Origin of the sequence: Lacimicrobium alkaliphilum, assembly GCF_002591895.1 — a bacterium.
Lineage (GTDB): Bacteria > Pseudomonadota > Gammaproteobacteria > Enterobacterales > Alteromonadaceae > Lacimicrobium > Lacimicrobium alkaliphilum.
Map to the genome: position 1 here is coordinate 239,824 of NZ_NISX01000003.1, position 23,073 is coordinate 262,896.

A 23,073-nucleotide genomic window follows, 5' to 3' on the forward strand; every position below is an offset into this window, starting at 1 on the left:
ATATAGCATGGATCAGCAAATCCAGCCAGATAATTACCCCATTAACACAATACCTTATCCAGTAAGTCTGTGTTTTGTACAACAGGTATACCTATATCAGATAAATGACACTGAACTTGATTTAAAATTGTTCTATTATGCCCCAAAAGGACACCGGCATGTTTTCTGTCCGGCCCTAGGGAGAGAGAGAATTGTTCAGCTCTTTACGCACTAAGCTAACGTTATCAATGTTGATTACCAGCCTGGCTGCGATCAGCGTTATGGCGCTGGTCAGCCCGTTGTTGCTGGAACAGCGTTTTGAAGATCTTACCCGCCAGGAACAACTGAACCGATTAACCGGGCTGATCCAGAATTTTAAGCAACAACACAGCAACTGGGGAACCGCTGAGAGCGCCGCTGCTCTGGCAGCACAAATGTCGCTAGCCCGGTCGTCCTCTGATGATACAAAAACCACTCAGACGGCATTGCGCTCTGTGATTTTAGACCAGCCCCTGCCTGCGTATGCCGTTGCGGATCAAAACGGACACATTTTTATTGGCGCAGGAGAATTCCAGCCCGGTGGGCAGCTTCCTGCTACTGCGCTGAGAAAAGCAACGCCTTTATCTCAGAATAACGAAATTCTTGGTTATGCCCTGAAAACCGATACCACTAACCTCAATAGCCATGACAGAACCTATCTGGTTACGCTTAGTAAGAGCATGCTGATTGGTGCCGCCGCGGGGCTTATCATTACCCTGCTGCTGAGTCTGACCATGGGCAGGCAACTGATCAAACATCTTCGTAATCTCACCCGTGCAGCCATGGAAATGAGCAAAGGCAACCTGGATCAACAGGTGACCATCAAAGGAGATGACGAAGTGGCCATTCTGGCCCGGGAGTTTAACCGGATGTGCCAGGAGCTACAGAATACCTATGCCGAATTAACTGCGTCCAATGAGACCATCAAGGCACAGGCCGAAGCCATGCAGGAATTATCCCTGCGTGACGAGCTTACCAGCCTGCATAACCGGCGTTACTTTAATCAGCAGTTCAGGCTGATGCATCATCAGGCCATTAGGTATGGGGACGCCCTGACCCTTGCCTTGGGTGATATCGACCACTTTAAGCTCATCAATGACAGATATTCTCACCAGATTGGTGATGCCGTGCTCAAACAACTGGCTCAGCTGATGATGGAAGAAGTCAGGGAATCTGATGTATTAGCCCGCTACGGCGGTGAAGAGTTTGTGCTGCTGATGCCACAAACCAGCAAAGAACAGGCTGAGGGCCTGCTCAACCGAATCCGTACCAAGGTAGAAAATTGGCCATGGGAGAAAGTCTGCAAGGGCCTGAGCGTTACCATAAGTTTTGGTCTGAGCGACCAACTGCAAAAAGATATGGGCCACAGTATGCTGGTAGAAGCTGATAATAAGCTTTATCAGGCCAAAGATCAGGGGCGAAACAGGGTTTGTGTCTGATCACCTGTAGCTCAGGTGGTGTTGCCCTTTTCGGTATGACCTCCGCCCTTCGCTCTGCACTATCCCCCTGCCTACACCGTAGTTTGATGACTACCCGGTCATCAACGGGCAGGATAGTAATTGTCGCTCCCGCATCTTATTGGCGGGAGCTCAGCGACCTTTGAATTGTCTAACTGCTAACGACTGACACCGGATATCCAAACGAGCCGATCCGGTAACTTAGATATGACAAATACCTGCATTTAAACAATGCTATTGAGTATGCAAGCAAATAAAACTGAGTTCACAAACACCGCTACATCAGGCAGCAGGCTATGGCTGTTTGGCTTGTTTGTTGCAATATTACCTATGCTGACCATTCATCTGAGCTGGCTGGCGTCTTCTGTTCAGGGGCACCTGGGCTGGTGCAACCCCTATTGGCTGGACTGCCATAGTGTCAGTGCTACCGGGCGATATGGCCTGGGGTATTTTATCTTCAAAGGCGGCATGATACCGGCGTTGGTGACACTCAGCCTGTATTGGTGGCTGAATCAGCAATGGCTTAACCGTTTGCAGGCTAAGAACTCTCAAACGCTCTGTGTGCTGGGTGGCATAGCCAGTGTTGCGCTGCTCATCTATACCCTTAGTCTGGGTCATGTTGGCGATACCTTCTATCTGTTACGCCGCACTGGCGTAATAGTCTATCTGGGCCTGACCTTTATCGCTCAGCTATTGCTCAGTGCGGCTCTGGCGCGCCACATCACTCAGGGCAAAGTATTGTTACGACTCAGCATCGCCACGCTGGCCATCGCTCTGTTTTCGCTGTTGCTGGATGCGTTACCTGCGGTGGATTATAAGAGTATGGACGATGCCTTCGAATGGCTGCTGATACTGCTGTTAAACCTGCATGCGTTATTCGTGGCCTGGCTATGGAAAACCCATAATCTGCGCCTGATGCTGAAATAAGTTATCAGTAGTAGGGTCCAATTTATTGGACTAACGGAGTCAATTCCGCCTCCTCTGGTCGAATAAATTCCTTCCTTAGGTTCGCGAGACAATACATCCTTGTATTCGCTTTCGACACTACATGGGAGTGACTGGAACCTGCGCGCCGCAAACTGACAATAAAAATATATAAAGGATATTTCACCACAGAGCCACGGAGGGCACAGAGAAGTAAAGGGGGTAAACCCTCAATACCTCTGTGCTCTCTGTGACTCTGTGGTTAGTTTTGCCTTTTCAAAAGGCGCTCGATGCCCGATAACAACACTCGGGCATGACTACAGATTGTCGGATTGAAATCCGACCTACCAGGCAGCCACCAGTGATCAGACTGATAGCTGAAAACTGGTGACTGACAGCTTTTTATCAGAGTTTAAAAATCTCCTTCAGCTCAGGCACTTCTGTGAGCTGAGACTTCACGCTTTCATCACCTACAACCACCAGGGTCATTTTCTCCAGAGGCAGATACTTCGCTGCCAGCGAGGAAATCTGTCCGGGCGTCACAGCATTGATCTGTTGCACGTAGGTTTCCAGCCTGGAGAGTGGCAATCCGTGGCTCTTCAGGAACCACAGCTGGTTGATAATCGCGGTGCGTGAAGAGTTCTGCAGCACATAAATACCGGAAATATAGTTTTTAAATCCCTGCAGCTCTTCCTGTGACGGCGCTTCAGTCTGCAGAAGCTTTATTTCCTTGATGATCTCAGCCAGTGCAGGCCCCGTTGCTTCGGCGGTCACATCTGCCGTCTGGAACCAGGTACCGGATTTTACCCGGGCAGAAATAGTGCTGCCTGGTGAATAGGTATACCCCTTATCTTCGCGGATGTTTGAGGTAATACGGCTGGAAAAGGACCCCCCAAGCAGGGTATTCATCAGCCCCAGCGCGACATAGTCAGGATGAGACGGATCCACCACCGGCAAACCCAGTCGCAACGTCGATTGCGGTGCATTTTCCCGGGGCACAAACACAAACTGACCTGCACCTTTACCTTGTGGCGCGCTCAGCGAGCGGGGTTCTCCGGCAGCCATATCAGAAAATGCCGCTTTAACGGCTTGTTCTACCTTCGCGGGATCAAATTTACCGGAAACATACAAGTGGCTGCGCGTAGCCACCAGATTTGTATCCATAAAGGCTTTTACCTCCTCGCTACCCAGCGTCTCCACAACCGACTCATCGGCAAACACATCACCATAAGGATGATCGGGATAAACTGTGCTGTAGAAAGCTTCGGCCGCCTGACCCTGTGCCTGGGATTTCTGCACTTTCAGATCGCGGATAAAGTTATTTTTTGCCCGTTGCAGATCTTCCTCTGCATATTCCGAATGTTGCACCAGATCGGCAATGAGAGAGGCGGCATCGGCGGCGTACTCACTCAGCACGTCCATCTGTACATAGCTGGAGTTGGCGGATACAGAGGTATTCACCTGCCCCCCCATCCCGGCAGCCTGCTCCGCAATTTCCCGGGCAGAGCGCTTTGTTGTGCCTTCCGTCAACAGCTCATAAGCCAGGTCCGAAACGGCATCCTGCTCACCGTCATCGACATTGCCGGTTGCGGTCACCAGGCGTAACGTGGCTTTGGGCGTATCACCGTATTGAACAAAGGTCACTTCCAGGCCATTGTCGAGGCTGAAATCATAGGTTTCAGTCAGTTTAAAATCTTTAGGTTCACCGCCTGCAGGAGGTTGCTGTTTTTCGGCCTGTGCTCCAAAAGTGGCGAGCAACGTTGCGACGATCAGTGCTTTCCATTTGTTCATTGTTGTTCTCCTTTTGATTCGGCCTGTGGCTCTTCACCCGGGATGAGGGTCAGAATGGTACGGTTGCCCGGACGCAGATACTCTTTAGCGGTCTTTTTGATCATTTCCGGACTAATTGCCTGGAATTGCTGTTCCAGCGCATTAATACGGGCGGGATCATCATCAAACAGGGCGAAACTGGCAAGTAAGTCCACTTTCCCGAAGCCATAAAAACTATCGATATTGTCGTACAAACTGGAGCGCAGTTTGACCATCGCCCGGTCAATGTCTTGCTGATCGATGGGTTGTTCAATCAGTTTGGCAATCGCGCTGTCTACCGCCTGAGTCAGCGCTTTTGGATCATGTTCCTCATCATGGGTAAAGGATGCCATCCACAACATCGGGCCATTGTAATTAAACATATTGCCAAGCAGGTAGTTGATGCCACCCCCTACATCTCCGGTAAGCTGTTTATCCTTAACCAGATCCTGGTGCAGCAGGCTGTCATCGCCCTGTACCAATAGTTGGTCGATAATACCCATGGCGTAGTACTCAGCCGAATTACGCGGGGGCATGCGGTACGCGAAAGCATAAGCCGGTTTGGGCGCGAGTTTGTCATAACGTTTGAACTGGCGTTGTTTTTCCTGCCGTAACTCGGTCAGATCCGGTTGCTGTCCCAGCTCGGCCGCCGGTATATCGCCAAAGTACTGCTCTATCTGAGCCCGGGTCTGCTCTACATCAACATCACCGGCCACAACCACCACCGCGTTGTTAGGTGAGTAATAGCGATCAAAAAAGCTTTGCACATCTTCCAGGGTAGCGGCGTCCAGGTCTTCCAGATCGCCGTAAAAATTGTGTGAGTTGTACCAGTTATCGAAAGCATACTGAGGCATATCCAACCAGGGGAAGCCACCATAAGGCTGGTTCAGCACATTCACCTTCACCTCATTTTTAACCACTTCCTGTTGATTCCTGAGGTTCTCCTGGGTGATGGCCAGACCACGCATGCGATCAGCTTCAGCCCAGAGCATGGTTTCCACTTTGTGGGCCGGCACAATCTCAAAGTAGTTGGTAAAATCAAAACGGGTTGAACCGTTCAGCACGCCACCGTTTTGCTGCACCAGGTGAATAAACTCCATCTTGCCAAGGTTGTCTGACCCCTGAAACATCATATGTTCAAACAGGTGAGCAAAGCCGGTGCGATCCTTCGGCTCAATCCGAAATCCGATATTGTAATACACTCCCACCGTGGCAATGGGCGCGGTTCTGTCAGTGGAAATGACAACCTTTAAGCCATTATCCAGCGTGCTGTAATGCACTGGCACGTTGAAGCTCACAGGGCTTTGTGCCTGTTTTGATGCTTCAGCGAGCTCGTCCGCCATGGCTTCGGTCTGTGTTTGCTGCGACGGTTGCTCGCTGCAGCCCACCATCAGCAATAATGCTGCAGGAAGGGCAAATCTGAATATCCTCATAACCTTATTCCTTGTTTATTTTTATATGTCGATGAAAATATAACCAGCTCCTTCGAAGCTGACAATCACTGTCATAACAAATCAGTACACTTCACTGTTATGAACTCAGTAAACTTCAGACAGCAGTACTAGCGTATCAGCCTGACCGGTAGATAGACGCTGGCCTGCAAACCACCATCAGCATGATTCTCCAGACTGATATGGCCTAAATGCATATCCACAATCCGTTTGATAATCGCCAGTCCCAAACCTGAGCCCATGCTGCCTCTGGCTTTATCACCCTGAGCAAAAGGCTGAAACAGATTTTCTACCTGCTCTTCGGGGATACCGGCTCCGAAATCGCGGATACAAAAAAACACTTCCCGGCTCTTGTTGTTATAGCCGGAAGTAACAGTGATATGGTCGCTGCCGTAGCGAAAGGCGTTATCGATCAGATTTTCCAGCACCCTTTTTATCGCCACCTTACGCAGTTGCAAGTCCGGAATCTCCTCCAGGTGCAATTCAATATCGTGATGGGCTTCTATATTTCTGGCCTTGACCACATCGTCGATCAGGCTGTTGAGGTTTACCCGTTCAATTTTCTCCTGACGGTCCTGGCGCACATAATTGATAAACTGATCGATGATGTCATTCATGTCCTCGATATCATTAGTGATCCCTTCACGGATCCAGTCCTGCTCTTCTGGCAACATCTCTGCAGCAAGCCGGATACGGGTTAATGGAGTACGCAAGTCGTGAGAAATACCCGCCGTGAGCAGGTTACGGTCATCTTCCAGTTGCTTAACGCCTTTAGACATCTGATTAAATGCACGGGTTACGGCGATAATTTCACTCGAACCTTCTTCTTTGAGGGGAGGTGGGAAGTTGCCCCTTGCCACTGTCAGCGCCGCCCCCTGCAAGGCTTTTAATGGCCTGTTGAGACGGCGCACAAACAGCCAGCCACCGGCTACGCTGAGCACCCCGATAACCATCAGATAAATCGTCAGAGGTGAAATATCCGCCTCACCCAAACCCTGCATAGGAACCGTAATCCATAAATCCGGCGCCTGAGGGGGGTTTACCCAGAACAGTGACGGGCTCCCCGGGCTGATACGCACATCGGCATTACCGCCCAGTTCATTCGACATCTGACGGGACAAAAACTGGTAGTAACGGGCCTGTTCCAGACCAGACTTGCGGGCCTCATTTTCATCCATGATACGAATGCCGGTAGCTTCGAAAAAGGCCTGATGCAGTTTCGGATCCTGATGATCCAGACCTTCAATAAAAACCACCTTAATCTGAGTGGCCAACAAGCTGTTAATCTGCTGATAACTGGGCCGGATAAAGTAGTAGGTCACCGACAGGTAAGACACCACCTGATTGATCAGCAACAACATGCCAATCAACAATACCGTTTGCGCGAAGGCGCTTCTGGGCAGAAAACGCATGATCAGGGCTTTCAGCTGGCTTTACTCTCGCCGTCGGGTACAAACACATAACCTAACCCCCACACGGTCTGAATATACCGGGGATTGGCAGGATCCTCTTCGAGTAAGCGCCGCAGGCGTGATACCTGCACATCAATACTACGCTCCAGCGCGCTGTAATCACGGCCACGGGCCAGATTCATCAGCTTGTCCCGCGACAGAGGAACCCGGGGATGCGTGACCAGCGATTTAAGTACGGCAAATTCTCCGCTGGTCAGGGTAATGGGCTTATTATCAGCACTCATTTCCCGGGTGGCCAGATTCAGCTGGTAGCGGCCAAAACTGACCAGCTGCTCGGCCTGAGACGGGGCACCCGGCGCTTCGACATTGCGGCGCCTGAGCACCGCCTTGATACGGGCCAGCAGCTCTCGCGGATTAAACGGCTTGGGCAGATAATCGTCGGCTCCCATTTCCAGGCCGATAATACGATCCACTTCATCACCTTTTGCGGTCAGCATCACAATCGGTAGTTCATTCTCTTTCTGGCGCAGACGCCGGCAAATAGACAAGCCGTCTTCCCCCGGCAACATCAAATCCAGTACCATCAGATGAAAGTTCTCCCGTTCCAGAAGCCTGTCCATCTGCTCAGAATTCGCCGCTGTTCTGACCTGATAACCCTGTTCAATCAGATAGCGCTCCAGCAGACTACGCAGACGCATATCATCATCAACCACCAAGATTTTTGTTGTTTCCTGTCCCATACCCTGTCCCGGTTTTACACCTTTTACGCCACTATAAGGCAAGGGCTCGGGAAAGTGAAAGGCTAAGACCTCCCGGCAATGAACAGGATTGTTACAAAAGATTATGCGCTGCGCCGAAGTCATATTCATTTTTCGCTGACGCCCCAACACAAACCTGAATTGCAATCCCTATCAGCCCTGAGGCAAAATGGCCGCCGGATATATTCACAGCAGAATCAGACCTTATGCAAGCAAGTGTAAAATGGCTGGATAACCAGCGTTTTGTAGGTACCTCAGACAGCGGTCACGCGGTTGTGATGGACGGCGACAAAGCCACTGCCGCCACGCCCATGGAAATGGTAATGATGGCGGCGGGCAGCTGCGCCTCGGTAGATGTGGTCAGCATCCTGAAAAAGGCAAGGCAACAGGTCACCGGGGTAGAAGTGCAGCTCAGTGGTGAACGGGCCGACGCGGTGCCCGCAGTATTTACCAAAATGAATCTGCACTTTGTTGTAACCGGGTTTGATGTCAGTGACAAACATGTGGAAAGAGCGGTAAATCTGTCGGCGGATAAGTATTGCTCGGTGTCCATTATGCTCGGCAAATCCGTGGATATCAGCCACAGCTTTGAAGTACGCCAGGCTGAGTTTAGCTGAGATTTTTCCCGGATTCCGCTTCGCTGCATCCAGGCTACGGAGTTGATTTTCGGTGTAGGGTCGAATTCATTCGACCAGTCAGGCTGAGTTTGGTTAAGGTTTTTTTTACCCCCACAGGAAAGCACATTTCTCACCGCGGAGTCGCCCGGCAGCCTTTGATTTATCAATGTGCTACCCAGTAGCATCTGTCAATCAAAGGTGCTGGGCGACTCTGCGGTGAAATATTCTTGCTGAGGGGCGAAAGGTCGCTGGGCTCCCGCCAACAACATGGGGGAGTGACGGAGCTAAATCAGGAGAATACCGGCGTTACTTCTCTTCGACCCAGTCCATCTGGAAGCTGGCGCGGCGTTTCTTGTCCATCAGCTCTTCAATCAGCGGCGACAGTATCAGTTCCATCGCCAGCCCCATCTTGCCACCGGGTACCACCATAGTATTCACCCGCGACATAAAGGCACCATCAATCATTTTAAGCAGATAGGGGTAATCTACAGTACGCATCTCGCGGCGAAACCTGACTACCACAAAACTCTCATCATGGGAGGGTATTTCCCTTGCACTGAAAGGATTTGAGGTGTCCACCGTCGGTACTCGCTGAAAATTCACATGAGTACGGGAGAACTGAGGGGTAATATAGTGGAAATAATCATCCATGCTGCGCACAATACTGCTCATAACGGCCTCACGGGAATGACCGCGGTCGGTCGTGTCACGAACGATTTTTTGGATCCACTCAAGATTTACAATGGGTACCATGCCCACCAGCAAATCCACATGTTTGGCAACATCAGCCTCTTCTGTGACTACTGCGCCATGTAACCCCTCATAAAACAGCAAATCGGTTTTATCCGACAGATCCTGCCAGGGGGTAAACGTGCCGGGCATCTGGTTAAAAGGTACCGCATCATCGAAACTGTGCAGATACTGGCGATACTTACCCTGACCGGTCTCACCGTATTCACGAAACAGGCTCTCAAGCAGCACGAAATCATTGGCTTTGGGGCCAAAGTAACTGATATGCCGCCCCTGTTCCTGCGCCTTGCGGATCTCCACTTCCATCTCAGGGCGGGTGTAACGATGGAAACTGTCGCCTTCCACAAAGGCCGCATCCAGACCCAGATTGCGGAATATATGCCGGATGGCATTTGTGGTTGTCGTTGTGCCTGCACCGGACGAACCGGTAATAGCAATAATGGGATGCTTAGCTGACATAGGTCATCATCTGATTTTATCGAACGCTAGTTATAAGCAAGGCAGATTAAGGGGTCAAGTCCCGCAGAACTGCAAAAACGCCGGAATCTGCCGCAAAAGCCTGCAGCAAAGCCCCTGAAACCCCGTTCGCTGCTTAGATTATTTTTAGCCTGATGCTGGCAAGCTTATAAAAAGCACTTATGCTGTCAGACATTGACAGCGTCCCTTGAAAAGCAGGCCTTTGCCCCAAAATACTCTGCATCGCACAGTGGGCTCGGTGAATAGCCCCGAAAGAAAAGGATCTATAGTGACCACAATCGTATCAGTCAGACGCAACAATCAGGTAGTGATTGCCGGTGACGGCCAGGTATCACTGGGCAACACGGTGATGAAAGGCAATGCAAAAAAAGTTCGCCGCCTTTATCAGAATAAGGTACTGGCTGGTTTTGCCGGAGGCACTGCCGATGCTTTTACCCTGTTCGAACGCTTTGAATCCAAACTGGAGACTCACCAGGGCCACCTGATGCGGGCCGCAGTTGAACTGGCCAAAGACTGGCGTACTGACAGAATGCTCAGGCGTCTGGAAGCATTGCTGGCGGTGGCAGACGAGACGGCTTCATTGATCATCACCGGTAACGGCGACGTTTTGCAGCCGGAGATGGATTTAATCGCCATTGGTTCCGGTGGTCCTTATGCCCAGGCGGCAGCCACTGCACTACTGAATAATACTGAGCTCAGCGCCCGTGAAGTCGCGGAAAAAAGTCTGACCATAGCCGGTGATATCTGCGTATTCACCAATCAGAACCAGACCGTTGAGCAACTCGATTACTGATCGATCTCAGCCAGATAAACAGATTACTTAAAGGTATCCCTATGTCTGAAATGACACCCAGAGAAATTGTCCACGAGCTGGACAGCCATATAATCGGTCAGCAAGGTGCGAAGCGCGCCGTTGCCATTGCCTTACGCAACCGCTGGCGGCGCATGCAGCTCAATGAAGAGCTGCGCCATGAGGTGACGCCAAAAAATATTCTGATGATCGGCCCTACCGGGGTGGGTAAAACCGAGATCGCCCGGCGACTGGCGAAGCTTGCCAATGCGCCCTTTATCAAAGTCGAGGCGACCAAATTTACCGAAGTGGGTTATGTGGGCAAGGAAGTGGAAACCATTATCCGTGATCTCGCCGATATTGCCGTGAAAATGACCAAAGAGCAGGAAATGAAAAAAGTTCGTTATCGCGCCGAGGAAGCGGCCGAAGAGCGCGTACTTGATGCCCTGCTGCCACCTGCACAGAATAACTGGGGTGAGAAAGAAGAGGTCAAAGACAGCGGCACCCGTCAGGCCTTTCGCAAGAAGCTCAGAGAAGGGCAACTGGACGATAAGGAAATAGAGATTGATGTCAGCCTTCCACAGATGGGTGTTGAAATCATGGCCCCTCCGGGTATGGAAGAAATGACCAGCCAGCTGCAAAGCATGTTCCAGAACCTGTCATCGGGAACCAGTTCGAAAAAGAAAAAGCTTAAAATCAAAGACGCCATGAAGCTGCTGATCGAAGAAGAAGCTGCGCGGCTGGTGAACCACGAAGAACTTAAAGAAAAAGCCATCTACAACGTCGAACAGAACGGCATCGTGTTTGTAGACGAGATAGACAAGATCTGTAAACGCGAAAGCAACAGCGGTGGCGGCGATGTATCCCGCGAAGGCGTACAGCGGGATCTGCTGCCATTAGTGGAAGGCTCTACCGTCAACACCAAACATGGCATGGTCAAAACCGACCATATCCTGTTTATTGCCTCCGGCGCGTTTCAGATGTCCAAGCCATCGGATCTGATCCCTGAGCTGCAGGGGCGCCTGCCAATCAGAGTTGAGTTGAGTGCACTGACCACAGGGGATTTTGTGCGTATTCTCACCGAGCCCAGTGCATCACTGACCGAGCAATATATCGCGCTGATGAAAACCGAAGGAGTAGACGTAAGTTTTGCCGAAGACGGTATCAAGCGTATCGCCGAAGCCGCATGGAAGGTTAATGAGCGCACCGAAAACATCGGAGCCCGGCGCCTGCACACAGTGATGGAAAAGCTGATGGAAGAGATTTCCTTCGATGCCACCGACAAACAGGGCGATAAAATTGAGATCAACGCCGAATACGTCAACGCGCACCTCGACAGCCTGGTGGAAGACGAAGATCTGAGCCGCTTTATTTTGTAGGTCGGAATTTACTCCGACAGCGGTGCTGATTTCGGCATCACTGTTGGACTAAAGTCCAACCTACAGCGCTGTAGGTCCGGGCTTTAGCCCGACAATGCAGATTGCAGGGTTGAGGTGGTGAACTCCTAAGGATTTAGCACTCATTCCGGCCCCTGAGCCGGGATCTCTATCAGGTCCAAAAAGCGCATTCAATTATCTCTCGCAGAGACGCAGGGGCGCGGAGGTTGTAAGGCTTTTATTCTCCGCGCCTTTGCGAGAGCGTTATCCTGCTTTGGTACTCACCCCATAAAGGTCCTGATTTTCATCAGGACGACGGGGGTGTCAGGTCCGGCGTAGCCTGCAAGAAGCGAAGCGGATTGCGGGAACAAACTCCCCCGGATTCCGCTTCGCTGCATCCGGGCTACGGGAATGGATGCCCAGCAACCTTTGAATTAACAGTGTGCCAATCAATAACACCCCGCTATCAAAGGTGCTGGACATGCCCGATAACAACACTCGGGCATGACAGAGATTTTACTTCGACAACGCCAGGGATGGCACCAGTGGATTATAGGCCGCCGCCGCTATCTGGCTGGCGATGGTCTCAATATCCGGCGAGAAGTAGCGGTCGTGGTCATAAAAGCCCACTTTTTCCCTGACCAGCGCATAGGCCTGCTCCAGTTTTGTACTGGTTTTATGGGGACGACGGAAATCAATACCCTGAGCCACAGCCAGTAGCTCCACCGCCAGAATACCACGGGTATTTTCCGCCATATCTGCGAGCCGGCGTCCGGCAAACGTGGCCATCGATACGTGATCTTCCTGATTCGCGGAAGTCGGCAGGCTGTCTACCGAAGCCGGATGGGCCAGGCTCTTGTTTTCAGAGGCCAGTGCCGCTGCCGTGACCTGGGCCAGCATAAAGCCGGAATTCACCCCGCCGTTTTCCACCAGAAATGGGGGCAATTTACTCAGGTTACTGTCGATCAAAAGCGCGGTACGCCGCTCCGACAAGGCTCCGATTTCGGCAATTGCCAGCGCCAGGTTGTCGGCCGCAAAGGCCACCGGCTCGGCATGAAAGTTACCCCCGGAAATAATATCTTCACCAAACACCAGCGGGTTGTCCGTAACACCGTTAGCCTCTGCCAGTAAGATGTCTGCCGCATTGCGCATCTGGGTTAAACAGGCGCCCATTACCTGGGGCTGGCAGCGCAGTGAATAGGGATCCTGCACTTTTTCACAATCTTCATGAGACTGGCCGATTTCAGAGCTGTTACCTAACAGATCACGATACGCCGCAGCCATATCTATCTGCCCCTGTTGCCCACGAGCCTCGTGAATGCGCGCATCAAAAGGTGCGCGACTGCCCATGGCCGCCTCCACACACATGGCGCCCGCCACCGTGGCGCTGACGAGCAGATCTTCAGCGGCAAACAGCCCCTGTAACGCAAAGGCGGTGGAGGCCTGGGTACCATTGAGCAGTGCCAATCCTTCTTTAGGGGCGAAAGTGAGTGCTTGCAAACCCGCAACATCAAGGCCTTGTTGCCCGGTGATGATCTCACCGCGATAACGTACATGACCTTCGCCCATCAGCGGCATACTCATATGGGCCAGTGGTGCGAGGTCGCCGCTGGCACCCACCGAACCTTTTTTCGGCACACAGGGATAAACCTCAGCGTTTAGCAGCGCAATCAGGTTTTCAATCACCTGCAAACGAATACCGGAGTAACCGCGTGACAGGCTGTTAATTTTCAGCAGCATCATCAGGCGCACACTGCTGTCATCCATCAGTTTGCCGGTACCGGCGGCGTGAGACAGCACAATGGAGCGCTGCAACAATTCCAGCTCTTCAGGTTTAATACGGGTATTGGCTAAAAGTCCGAAACCGGTATTGATGCCATACACCACCCGGCCTTCATCCAGCACTTTTTGCACAGTCGCGGCCGATTCATTAATACCCGCTTTGGCACTTTCTGCCAGGGTGACACTGACCGGGTTACGATCGGCCTGACGCAGGGTGGCCAGGTCTACTTTGCCCGGCTGTAAGTTAATGGTATGCATTATTTATCCTCCAACATGGGCAGATCCAGGCCATTTTCTCTGGCGCAATTTTTAGCAATATCGTATCCGGCATCGGCATGGCGCATCACGCCGGTGGCCGGGTCGTTCCACAGCACCCGGCCCACCCGTTTAGCAGCGGCTTCAGTACCGTCACAGAGGATCACCACCCCGGCATGCTGGGAGAAGCCCATACCCACGCCGCCACCGTGATGCAGACTCACCCAGGTGGCGCCACCGGCGGTGCTGAGCAGCGCATTTAGCAGCGGCCAGTCAGAGACGGCATCGGAGCCATCCAGCATAGATTCGGTTTCACGATTGGGGCTGGCTACTGAGCCGGAGTCCAGATGGTCACGGCCAATCACCACAGGCGCTTTAAGTTCGCCATTTTTAACCATCTCATTAAAGGCCAGTGCCACACGCGCCCGGTCTTTAAGACCGATCCAGCAGATACGGGCCGGCAGCCCCTGAAACTGAATGCGCTCGCGGGCCATATCCAGCCAGTTATGCAGATGGGCGTTATCGGGGATCAGCTCTTTGACCTTCTGATCGGTCTTGTAGATATCTTCAGGGTCGCCAGACAGTGCCGCCCAGCGGAACGGCCCTATACCTTCGCAGAACAGCGGGCGGATATAAGCAGGCACAAAGCCGGGGAAATCAAAGGCATTTTTAACACCCTCTTCAAACGCCATCTGGCGGATATTATTGCCATAATCCAGGGTGGCCGCACCGCGCTCCTGCAGGCTCAGCATGGCTTTAACCTGTACCGCCATGGACTGTTTAGCAGCCTTCACCACTGCCGCTTCATCTTTTGTACGCATTTGCGCCGCATATTCCATACTCCAGCCCTGGGGCAGGTAACCGTTTAACGGGTCATGGGCAGAAGTCTGGTCTGTAACCACATCCGGGGTGATATTGCGCTGTACAAGTTCGGCATAGACATCGGCTGCATTACCCAGCAACCCTACAGAAACCGGCGTTTCACTTTGCTCAATTATCTGCAAGGCGTCATCCAGCGAGGTGGCCTTTTGATCTACATAACGGGTACGCAGACGAAAATCAATGCGGGTCTCGTCGCATTCCACCGCCAGCATCGAAAAACCGGCCATCGTCGCGGCCAAGGGCTGAGCACCGCCCATGCCACCAAGCCCCCCAGTAAGTACCCACTTTCCTTTGGCTTCTCCACTGAAGTGCTTTTGTGCCACTGCACCGAAGGTTTCATAGGTTCCCTGAACAATGCCCTGACTGCCGATATAGATCCAGCTGCCAGCCGTCATCTGGCCGTACATCATCAGGCCTTTCTTATCCAGTTCGTTAAAATGCTCCCAGTTAGCCCAGTGTGGTACCAGATTGGAATTGGCGATCAGTACCCGCGGTGAATCGTTATGGGTTTTAAACACACCCACCGGCTTGCCGGACTGTACCAGTAAGGTTTCGTCATCTTCCAGGCGTTTGAGTACCTCGACGATTTTATCGAAACACTGCCAGTCTCGGGCGGCGCGGCCTATACCGCCATAAACCACCAGATCTTCCGGGCGTTCGGCCACATCCGGATCAAGGTTATTCATCAGCATGCGCAGTGCGGCTTCGCTCTGCCAGCTTTTGCAGCTTAACTGGCTGCCGTGGGGCGCGCGGATTGTGCGCGAAGGATCGTGTCTGTTGTGCATGGTTACTCTCCTGTTCAGGGCTGAAAGGTCAGATGACCCCCCAACTGATATTTGTCGCCCGGGTGGGTCAAAAGCGCGTGGCTGACGATACCCTCCCGGCTCCATGTGGTTCGGTGCAGGCGCAGGCAGGCGCTGTCTGCACCGATATGTAAATGCTGTTGGGCCAGATCGTCGGCCAGTACGGCTTCAACTTTGTGCTCGGCTTCGGTTAATGGCGCCACAGTACAGAGGTATTCGTGAGGCGTGGTTGCGGTAAAATCCTGGGCCAGATAATCCGGAGCCAGCGCCGGATTGATAAAACGCTGCTCAAGTTGCAGCGGAATATCGTCCTGCCAGTGACAAATCAGGCTGTAGAAAATCCTGTCACCCACGTCGATTTTCAATTGCCTGGCAATTCCGGTGCTGGCCTCACGGCTACCCAGCTCTATCACCCGGGCCCGGTACTGATGGTCACGGGCACGGATCTCATCGGCGATATTGCGAATTTGCAGCATCGAAGACTGGTTTTTCAGACTCGCCACACAGGTTGCCGCCCCCTGAGTGCGGCTCAACACCCCCTGTTCGGCCAGCTCCTGCAACGCCCGGCGCGCGGTCATGCGGCTGACAGAAAAATGTTGTGCCAGCTGATTTTCTGAGGGCACAGCATCGCCCTCAGCCCAGTGACCGCCTTCGATTTTCTCCAGAATGTGGGCCTTAATTTGCTGATATTTACTCATCTGTTACGCCTGAAACTGTTTTGTAGTCTGGCACCAGCCAATTCCAATCTTCGTGTTCCTTCGTGCTCTTCGTGGTGAATTCGATCTGCAAATTTTTACTCGCGAATGTCCGAATAAAATGCCAGAATCAACTTGTCTATACAAGATGCTTAATTAAAAAATAGACTAATCTGACTATCAGGTAAAGCTATTCAGAAATAAAACAGGAGAACACCATGGCTGACGCGCTGCATGCCGAGCTGATTCTGACCAACGCCAATCTCGCCACCATGAGCGATAACGGCGAGCCTTATGGCATCGTTACAGAGGCCTCGGTGGTCATTGGTGAGGGCAGAATTCAATGGGCAGGCAAAGCCAGCGATATGCCTGAATTTGCCGCCTCAACCACCATTCACGATTGCCAGGGCCAGTGGCTGCTACCGGGTTTTATTGATTGCCATACCCACCTGGTATTTGCCGGTAACCGCGCCGATGAATTTGAACAGCGCCTGCAGGGGGTCAGCTATGCCGAGATTGCCCGCGCCGGTGGCGGCATTCGCCGCACCGTAACTGCCACCAGAGCCGCCAGTGAATCAGAATTACTGGAACTAACGCTCAGACGAGCCCGCACCCTGCTTAAACAGGGCGTAACCTGCATTGAGATTAAATCCGGTTATGGCCTGGATACTGCCACCGAACTGAAAATGCTGCGGGTTGCCCGCCAGGTTGAACAGCATTTGCCGGTAACAGTACGCACCACCTTTCTCGGTGCCCATGCTCTGCCTGCGGAATACCAGGACGATGCCGGGGGCTATATTGAACTGGTGTGCAACGACATGCTGCCAAAGTTGGCAGAGGAAAATCTGGCCGATGCGGTGGATGTGTTTTGTGAAAATATCGGCTTTAACCGCGCACAAACCGAAAAGGTATTCAGCAAAGCCAGTGAGCTTGGCCTGCCGGTAAAGCTGCATGCGGAGCAGCTTTCCAACTTAGGTGGCAGTGAACTGGCAGCAAGCTTTAAGGCCTTGTCAGTGGATCATATCGAGTATCTTGACGAGGAAGGGGTTAAGGCCATTGCCACAAGCGGTACGGTCGCCACCCTGCTGCCCGGCGCCTTTTATTATTTAAAAGAAACCCGCAAACCGCCTGTTGATTTACTGCGCCAATATACGGTGCCCATGGCCATTGCCACGGATTTTAACCCCGGCTCGTCGCCCATCTGCAACCTGCCGCTGATGCTGAATATGGCCTGCACCCTGTTTGCGCTGACCCCGGAAGAGGCCCTGCGCGGCATCACCATCAACGCAGCAAAAGCCTTGGGGTTGCAAGCACACATTGGCAGCCTGGAAACGGGCAAAATGGCCAACATACTGCAGCTGGATATCAGCCACCCTAATCAACTGGCGTATGAAATCGGAATCGACCCGGTCACCCAAATCTGGCATCAGGGTAAGATGGTAACACCCTAACCGAGCGGTCATGCCCGAGTGTAATTATCGGGCTTGTCCAGCACCTTTGATAGCATGGTGTAATTGACAAGCACATTGCTAACTCAATGGTTGCTGGGCATCCAGTGACCTTTAGGAAAGGCAAAACCACAGAGTCACAGAGAACACAGAGGTATTAACGGTTTAATGCCCTTTACTTCTCTGTGCCCTCCGTGGCTCTGTGGTTCAATAAAAGGTACTGATATTGAAGTCTGGTAAAGATTCCGGCTAACAACATGCCGGAATGACGACAAAAACACTTGTGTTTGCTGGTCATGCCCGGGTGTTGTACTCCTGAGCGTTACCGCTATACACTGGCTTTTTGATTCGCCTGCCTGAACCATCAATGTGCGACGGGGTCTGACGCCAGGGACGGATTTATCTACCGGAGATGCTGCTATGCGTATTGTTGTTTGGGGTGTATTACTTGGACTGTTATTCGGTTGCTCGGAACCACCGGCTTCATCCGAAGTAAAACAGGCGTCGCCCTCAGCTGAAATAAAACAAGCTCTGCCCATAGCCGAGATAAAAACACACCGCTATACGGTAATGCTTAATGGCAATAAGGTCGGCCATCTGCACGCGACTCATCAATTTCATGCGTTTCGCCCGGACAGCGATATCAAGGTAAGTTTTGACTTTAAAAGCAATGGCCGCGGCCCGGCCTATCAGGAACAGATAAAGCTGGACTCGCAGGGTATTCCACAAAGCTGGCAGATCAGCGGCAATACCACCTTTGGTAACCCCGTCGAAGAGCAGATGCAAACTTATAACGGCCTGGCCACCTGGCAGGACGCCACCGGCAGCGGAGAAGCCAGCCTGACCCAACCGGCCTTATATGTGCCGCAAAACAGCAGCCCCTATCAGACCTATGTGCTCGCCCATGCCTTGTTACAAACAGATTCACAGCGCATGGAGGCATTACCAGCAGGCAGTCTGTCGCTGGAAAAACTGGAAAGCCTGCGTGCCAGTGGTACAGATGGCGAGGTAAACATCAGCACTTATGCCCTGGCCGGTGCCGATATTGACCCGGATTACCTGATTCTGGATGACAACCATCAGTTTTTTGCCTTTATCCACCCGCGTTTTATTGTTATCCGCGAAGGCTTTGAGGAAGAAGAAGCACGCCTGCGTAAGCTGGCCGCTAACTATTCTACTGAGCGTTTCGAGAGCCTGCAGGCCGAGTTTGCCCACGACTATAACGGGCCGGTGCGGATCACCAATGTACGGGTTTTTGAGCCCGAAAACCTGGCGCTTTCAGAGCCGGTTTCCGTGGTGGTTGAGGATGGCCGTATCGCACAGATTTCTGCGGCTGATGCACCGGCGCAACCCGGTGAAACCCTGATTAACGGCGGTGGGGGCACGTTGGTGCCCGGCCTGTACGATATGCATGGTCATACCGGCGATGATGATGGCCTGATGAATGTACTGGCTGGCGTAACCTCGATTCGGGATATGGGGAATTCTCTGGATGTACTCAGTGAGCTTATTGAGAAAATAGACGACGGCATTCTGGCCGGGCCGCGCATTACCCGTTATGGCATGATTGAAGGGAAGAGCCCGTCGAACAACAACAACGGCATTCTGGTGGAAACTCAGGAGCAGGCACTGGATGCGGTGAGAACCTATGCTGATCGCGGCTTTCCCGGTGTGAAGATCTATAACAGCATGAAGGGTGAATGGGTGCCGGCCATTGCGGAACTGGCAAAAAGCCTGAATATGCGGGTGAGCGGCCATGTACCGGCATTTTCCAATGCCAATGAAATGATTCAGGCGGGCTACAACGAGCTGACCCATATTAACCAGGTAATGCTTGGCTGGGTGCTGGAGCCCGATGAAGACACCCGCACCCTGCTCAGACTGACGGCACTGGATCGTTTACCAAAACTCGACTTAAACAGCGAGCCGGTACAAAAAACGCTGGATCTGATGGTAGAAAACAATGTGGCCATTGACCCCACCCTGGCCATCCACGAATACCTGCTGCTGTCTCGCAATGGCGAAATCCGCGCCGGGGTTAAAGACTACATTGAACATATGCCCCCCGGCGTGCAACGCAGCGCCAAAGTGTCGCTGGCAAAAATAGAAGGCCCTGAGCAGGACGCTGCCTATCGCGGTGCTTACGAACAAATTCTGCATACCCTGAAAATGATGAAAGAGCGGGGCATTCTGATTGTGCCGGGTACGGATCTGGGCGGCGCGTTTAACCTGCATCGCGAACTGGAGCTATACCAGCAATTCGGCTTCAGCGCTGCAGAAGTACTGAAGCTCGGCAGTTACGATATGGCACGCTACTTAGGCCATGAAAACCGGGGCAGCATCACACCGGGTAACTACGCCGACTTTTTCCTGGTGCCGGGTAACCCTGTGGAGGATATAAAAGCCATTAAAACCGTCAGTATGGTATCGCGGGGCGGAACCTTCTATTACCCCAGCGAGGTATACCCGCAGCTTGGTATTAAGCCCTTTACCGAAAAGCCCGAAGTCAAAGCAGCCAGCGCACTGTAGTAGAGTTATTCTCGCAAAGGGCAGCAAGGGACTGAAAAGTTACCTGTCGTCCTGATGAAAATCAGGACCTTTATGGGATAAAGATAACCCCTCATCCTGTATGGGTGCCCCGCCGATGGCTAATTCCGATCTCGCAGCGGCGCAAAGACGCGGAGGATTAAAATCGCTTTTCTCAGCGACTCTGCGCTTCCGCGAGATCCAAAAATCTGAGCGACATATCATAAGTGCGAAAACGGGCTTACTACCCCATGGCCACCGCGCTGCAGAATATGGGTATAAATTTGCGTAGTGCGCAAGTCTGCATGGCCCAGCTGATCCTGCACCGTGCGAATATCTGCACCCGATTGCAATAAATGGGTCGCAAACGAGTGGCGCAGCGTATGCGGGGTAACATGCTTTTTAATCCCCGCCTGCCGCACCGCCCGGCGCACCGCCTTCTGGATTGAGGTTTCATCAATATGATGGCGGCGTACTGTGGCCATTTCAGGGTCCACCGACAACTGGCGGCTGGGAAACAAATACTGCCAGCCCAGTTGGCTTTTGGATTGCGGATATTTGATTCTTAACCTGTGCGGCATCCACACCCCGGCATAATGGGGGTTGGCTAAATCCGCATGCAGATACTGCTCAACCAAAGCCGTCTGGCGGCGTAAATCCGGAATTAACTCACTGGCCAGAGTGACGACCCGATGTTTGCCGCCCTTACCATTCCAGACCCGCACCGACTTATAATCGAAATCAATATCCTGTACCCGCAAACGAACCGACTCCATCAGCCGCAACCCACTGCCATATAACAATGAAACCGGCAGTTTGTGCTGAGCCGGTATATGGGCCAATAACTGACGTACTTCCTGTGATGTTAACACCACAGGCAATTTCTGCTGGCGCTGACTTTTCACAAAATTCAGCTTCAGGCTCAGTGGCTGTTTAATAATCTCGTTATACAGAAACACCAGCGCGTTAAGCGCCGAGGCCTGAGTGCCTGCTGCCACATCCAGCTCATTGACCAGATGATTCAGATACAGCTCCACCTCTGTATCACCCATCTGCACCGGATGACGCATCTGATGAAAATGAATAAAACTGCTAATCCATTTGATATAGGTTTCGATAGTCCGCTTGGCATAGCGGCGGACGTACATCTGCTCGGCAACGGATTTAAGAAAAAGGGACTTTGCCATATCAGCACTTCCATAATACTGTATATTAATACAGTTATAGACCTGATTCCGACGAAGAGCAAGGCAATAGAAAACTTCTGGCTTTTCCCGCACTTTCCCGCCCACCACCCTAAAAAGCGCCCCTGCAGTGGAATCGGCAAAGTAAACATGCTACAAAAACCAAAACAAGGAAGTCTTCCGCACTTAATCACGGAATCCTTCCAGCTATGAAACTGTTAGGCATCAAGCATGAAATACATTGAGCTAATCGGGATTTCATTAAAAAGCGATATCCTACTGGATCTATTTGAAACCTATGATGTTGATGTGGTCTACAGATACGATAGAAATCATGAAGGTATGGATGATGAGTTCACTGCTGAGATACCTGATATGGGGCTAGAGTTTCTGTTCAATTCATCTCAGGAACTTACCACTCTATTTATGAGAAATGTCAAACACAGTGGGTTTAATCCATTCGATGACCCAGACCCAAGACGTGTACCATTCAATACAGGTATCGAAGCAATGGAATGGGCTAAAGAACAATCCATTGATGCTCAATATCAGGAGTCAAAAACTGATCCTCTCTTCGGCGAAATACCAGAATGGGTTAAGTTAAACTTTGAAACATTTTTCATTCACTATCAATTTGAAAACGGCTCAGTGACAATGGTTACGCTCCAGGCACAAAATGCCTAACAAGGCCGTGCACAGCGAGCAATTTTTCCGTCGTTTTTTAGTGGCGGTCGCTACGCTGCCACAAAAAAATAACTCCAAAATTGCCGCGTGACGGCGGCGTTATGAAACCTAAAGGAGCTCCCACTATGGATAATGAAGTAAAACCCTCATATAAGATCTCAACTCGAATTTGGTGGAATATCACTTGGAAGACTGTTTTATTTGGTATTCCTTTCTCATTTGTAGGCGGCTTAATTGGAGCAATGGTGGGATTGGTCGCGACTGGTGGAAATGATCCATTAGCGAATCAAATAGGCTCTATAGCTTCTGGATTAGCTGTAGTGCCTATCGCAATATGGGTTATTGGCTCTAGCTTAAATGAAACATATGGGAAATACCGTGTATCACTGACCGAAGTGAAAGAGTCAAGCAAAGATCTTACAGATAATGAAGCTACGGTTTCATAACAAGTGCAACCAGGCAGGGACAAATACTCGCTGGGCTTCGCCCAAAAGCGCTCGCATTTGCCCCTGTTGCAAGCGTTATATGCCACAGGGAGGATCATGAGATTAATGACGTTGACTCTATTTCTAGCTATTTCTGCTACAGCAATAGCCAGCGAGTACACTTTCGAATCATGGAGTAACAGTGGTAGTAAGTGTGTATTGCAGTTTAGCTCCGCTCCTAAGATTAATTGGGATGGCCAATCGAAACTTCCTCTGTCTATTGAAGATGTACGCGTTATTTTTAATGACTGGGCAAAGAAAACACTTGCATCGAGTGAACAGGCTCATGTTACAGCTTATGACTTATCATCCGTTGTGGCAGATGGAATGACACAAAACTACTGGGTGTTCAAAGTAAGATATACCGTGTTTAATAATAGCGAGCCGTCTGAAACCTTTAATAGAAAAGTGGCAATAGATTTATCTGGTCGAATAATTGAGGCTAAATGTGACATATAACAACCCGTTTAACGCATGTGCCAGCAAACAG

The 23,073-nt window shown here is 51.5% G+C and carries 19 protein-coding genes; 10 read left to right on the forward strand and 9 right to left on the reverse strand.

Translation table 11 applies throughout. From position 1 onward, the window contains the following. Positions 1-191 precede the first annotated feature (191 nt). Both CDA54_RS04550 and CDA54_RS04555 read left to right on the forward strand, forming a co-directional pair. Positions 192-1,457, forward strand: a complete 1,266-nt coding sequence (locus CDA54_RS04550; RefSeq protein WP_143452258.1) for a sensor domain-containing diguanylate cyclase — start codon at positions 192-194, stop codon at positions 1,455-1,457. Positions 1,458-1,718: 261 nt separating this feature from the next. Next, on the forward strand, positions 1,719-2,402 hold the full coding sequence (locus tag CDA54_RS04555) for a hypothetical protein (protein ID WP_099033827.1): 684 nt from the start codon (positions 1,719-1,721) through the stop codon (positions 2,400-2,402). A 402-nt stretch (positions 2,403-2,804) separates the two neighbouring features. On the opposite strand, the gene CDA54_RS04560 is transcribed toward CDA54_RS04555, so the two are convergent. The 4 genes from CDA54_RS04560 to ompR form a co-directional block, all read right to left on the reverse strand. Next, on the reverse strand, positions 2,805-4,190 hold the full coding sequence (locus CDA54_RS04560; RefSeq protein ID WP_099033828.1) for a M16 family metallopeptidase: 1,386 nt from the start codon (positions 4,188-4,190) through the stop codon (positions 2,805-2,807). After that, a complete protein-coding gene (locus tag CDA54_RS04565; protein ID WP_099033829.1) occupies positions 4,187-5,641 on the reverse strand; it encodes a M16 family metallopeptidase in 1,455 nt (484 codons plus the stop codon). The genes CDA54_RS04560 and CDA54_RS04565 overlap by 4 nt, the downstream gene beginning before the upstream one ends. A 128-nt stretch (positions 5,642-5,769) precedes the next feature. Further along, on the reverse strand, positions 5,770-7,071 hold the full coding sequence (gene envZ, locus CDA54_RS04570; protein ID WP_099033830.1) for a two-component system sensor histidine kinase EnvZ: 1,302 nt from the start codon (positions 7,069-7,071) through the stop codon (positions 5,770-5,772). Between the two features lie 11 nt (positions 7,072-7,082). After that, complete coding sequence (ompR, locus tag CDA54_RS04575; RefSeq protein ID WP_099033831.1) at positions 7,083-7,811, reverse strand: osmolarity response regulator transcription factor OmpR; 729 nt, start codon at positions 7,809-7,811, stop codon at positions 7,083-7,085. Positions 7,812-8,035: 224 nt separating this feature from the next. On the opposite strand from ompR, the gene CDA54_RS04580 reads away from it, so the two are divergent. After that, entirely contained in the window at positions 8,036-8,446 is a 411-nt protein-coding gene (locus CDA54_RS04580; protein WP_099033832.1) for an OsmC family protein, read from the forward strand. A gap of 306 nt (positions 8,447-8,752) precedes the next feature. Here CDA54_RS04580 and CDA54_RS04585 read toward each other — a convergent pair whose 3' ends face one another. Continuing rightward, a complete protein-coding gene (locus CDA54_RS04585) occupies positions 8,753-9,655 on the reverse strand; it encodes a phosphoribulokinase (protein WP_143452259.1) in 903 nt (300 codons plus the stop codon). A 286-nt stretch (positions 9,656-9,941) separates the two neighbouring features. Between CDA54_RS04585 and hslV the strand changes: the two genes are divergently transcribed. Together hslV and hslU are read left to right on the forward strand one after the other, a co-directional pair. Then, positions 9,942-10,466, forward strand: a complete 525-nt coding sequence (gene hslV, locus CDA54_RS04590) for an ATP-dependent protease subunit HslV (RefSeq protein WP_099033833.1) — start codon at positions 9,942-9,944, stop codon at positions 10,464-10,466. 41 nt (positions 10,467-10,507) lie between these two features. Then, positions 10,508-11,842 (forward strand): ATP-dependent protease ATPase subunit HslU, encoded by a 1,335-nt coding sequence (gene hslU, locus CDA54_RS04595; RefSeq protein ID WP_099033834.1) that lies wholly within the window; start codon positions 10,508-10,510, stop codon positions 11,840-11,842. A gap of 513 nt (positions 11,843-12,355) precedes the next feature. On the opposite strand, the gene hutH is transcribed toward hslU, so the two are convergent. Genes hutH through hutC form a run of 3 tightly spaced genes read right to left on the reverse strand, consistent with a single transcriptional unit; the run spans position 12,356 to position 16,259 of the window. Beyond that, positions 12,356-13,879 carry a histidine ammonia-lyase gene (gene hutH / locus CDA54_RS04600; RefSeq protein WP_099033835.1) on the reverse strand — a complete coding sequence of 508 codons (1,524 nt, stop codon included), beginning with the start codon at positions 13,877-13,879 and terminating at the stop codon, positions 12,356-12,358. Beyond that, the gene (gene hutU / locus CDA54_RS04605) at positions 13,879-15,543 is read right to left on the reverse strand and encodes a urocanate hydratase (RefSeq protein WP_099033836.1); all 1,665 of its coding nucleotides are present in this window, start codon (positions 15,541-15,543) and stop codon (positions 13,879-13,881) included. The genes hutH and hutU overlap by 1 nt, the downstream gene beginning before the upstream one ends. Positions 15,544-15,557: 14 nt before the next feature. Continuing rightward, on the reverse strand, positions 15,558-16,259 hold the full coding sequence (hutC, locus tag CDA54_RS04610; RefSeq protein ID WP_099033837.1) for a histidine utilization transcriptional repressor HutC: 702 nt from the start codon (positions 16,257-16,259) through the stop codon (positions 15,558-15,560). Between the two features lie 215 nt (positions 16,260-16,474). Here hutC and hutI point away from each other — a divergent pair, with 215 nt between their 5' ends. Both hutI and CDA54_RS04620 read left to right on the forward strand, forming a co-directional pair. Further along, positions 16,475-17,707 carry an imidazolonepropionase gene (gene hutI, locus CDA54_RS04615; protein ID WP_099033838.1) on the forward strand — a complete coding sequence of 411 codons (1,233 nt, stop codon included), beginning with the start codon at positions 16,475-16,477 and terminating at the stop codon, positions 17,705-17,707. Between the two features lie 417 nt (positions 17,708-18,124). Beyond that, entirely contained in the window at positions 18,125-20,233 is a 2,109-nt protein-coding gene (locus tag CDA54_RS04620; protein ID WP_099033839.1) for an amidohydrolase family protein, read from the forward strand. 218 nt (positions 20,234-20,451) lie between these two features. On the opposite strand, the gene CDA54_RS04625 is transcribed toward CDA54_RS04620, so the two are convergent. After that, positions 20,452-21,417, reverse strand: coding sequence for an integron integrase (locus CDA54_RS04625; protein ID WP_099033866.1), 966 nt, complete (start codon positions 21,415-21,417; stop codon positions 20,452-20,454). 228 nt (positions 21,418-21,645) lie between these two features. Between CDA54_RS04625 and CDA54_RS04630 the strand changes: the two genes are divergently transcribed. From CDA54_RS04630 to CDA54_RS04640, 3 genes are all read left to right on the forward strand, one after another. Next, the gene (locus CDA54_RS04630; protein ID WP_099033840.1) at positions 21,646-22,098 is read left to right on the forward strand and encodes a hypothetical protein; all 453 of its coding nucleotides are present in this window, start codon (positions 21,646-21,648) and stop codon (positions 22,096-22,098) included. A gap of 125 nt (positions 22,099-22,223) precedes the next feature. Continuing rightward, on the forward strand, positions 22,224-22,544 hold the full coding sequence (locus CDA54_RS04635; protein ID WP_099033841.1) for a hypothetical protein: 321 nt from the start codon (positions 22,224-22,226) through the stop codon (positions 22,542-22,544). A gap of 96 nt (positions 22,545-22,640) precedes the next feature. After that, positions 22,641-23,042 (forward strand): hypothetical protein, encoded by a 402-nt coding sequence (locus CDA54_RS04640; RefSeq protein ID WP_099033842.1) that lies wholly within the window; start codon positions 22,641-22,643, stop codon positions 23,040-23,042. Positions 23,043-23,073: the final 31 nt, after the last annotated feature.